Origin of the sequence: Pseudoalteromonas sp. AOP7-A1-14, assembly GCF_052376275.1 — a bacterium.
In the GTDB taxonomy this organism is placed as follows: Bacteria; Pseudomonadota; Gammaproteobacteria; order Enterobacterales; family Alteromonadaceae; genus Pseudoalteromonas.
This window is the reverse complement of sequence record NZ_JBQSVO010000295.1, coordinates 1-474: the sequence shown is the minus strand read 5'-3', so window position 1 is coordinate 474 and position 474 is coordinate 1. Positions and strand designations below refer to the sequence as shown.

Below are 474 nucleotides of genomic sequence, written 5' to 3'. Positions count from 1 at the left end.
AGCTTATGATTTTGCGGCACCAATAGTTTTACAAAAGCTTTCAATAACAGCTTTTTCAGGTGATGAAACGCCACCAGAAATAGAATAACTAATTGATATTTTTGAATTTGAACCGGATTCTTCTACGACCACATTAAGGGGTGCAGTTTTACCGTTACCGTATGAAACGTCTTGGCCTGCGGAAATAATACCAAGATCTTTGTCAGAACTTGAAATTTTCCAGCCGTCTTTTGCTATTTGTTGGTATATTTTTTTGTAGGCTTCTGCGGTTGAAACCCCTTCAACTTCAGCCCATGTTTTAAAGGTTTTTCCTTTAAAAAAGCTGCCTTCTTTTGTGAAGTTAGTTTCGCATTGCTCCGCTGCCAAAGTATTAAAACTAACGCAGAAAGAAAGTAACAGAATTGCTTTAGATTTTTTCATAATTCCCTCAATTGGTTATACCCTAAAAATTGTTGATAGCTTCGGGCATGGAAA

The 474-nt window shown here is 36.7% G+C and carries 1 protein-coding gene; it reads right to left on the bottom strand.

The annotated features are described in order from the left end of the window. Positions 1–3: 3 nt before the first annotated feature. Positions 4–420: a hypothetical protein gene (locus ACT3RM_RS18180; protein ID WP_444511554.1), complete on the bottom strand. Its 417-nt coding sequence runs from the start codon at positions 418–420 to the stop codon at positions 4–6. Positions 421–474: the final 54 nt, after the last annotated feature.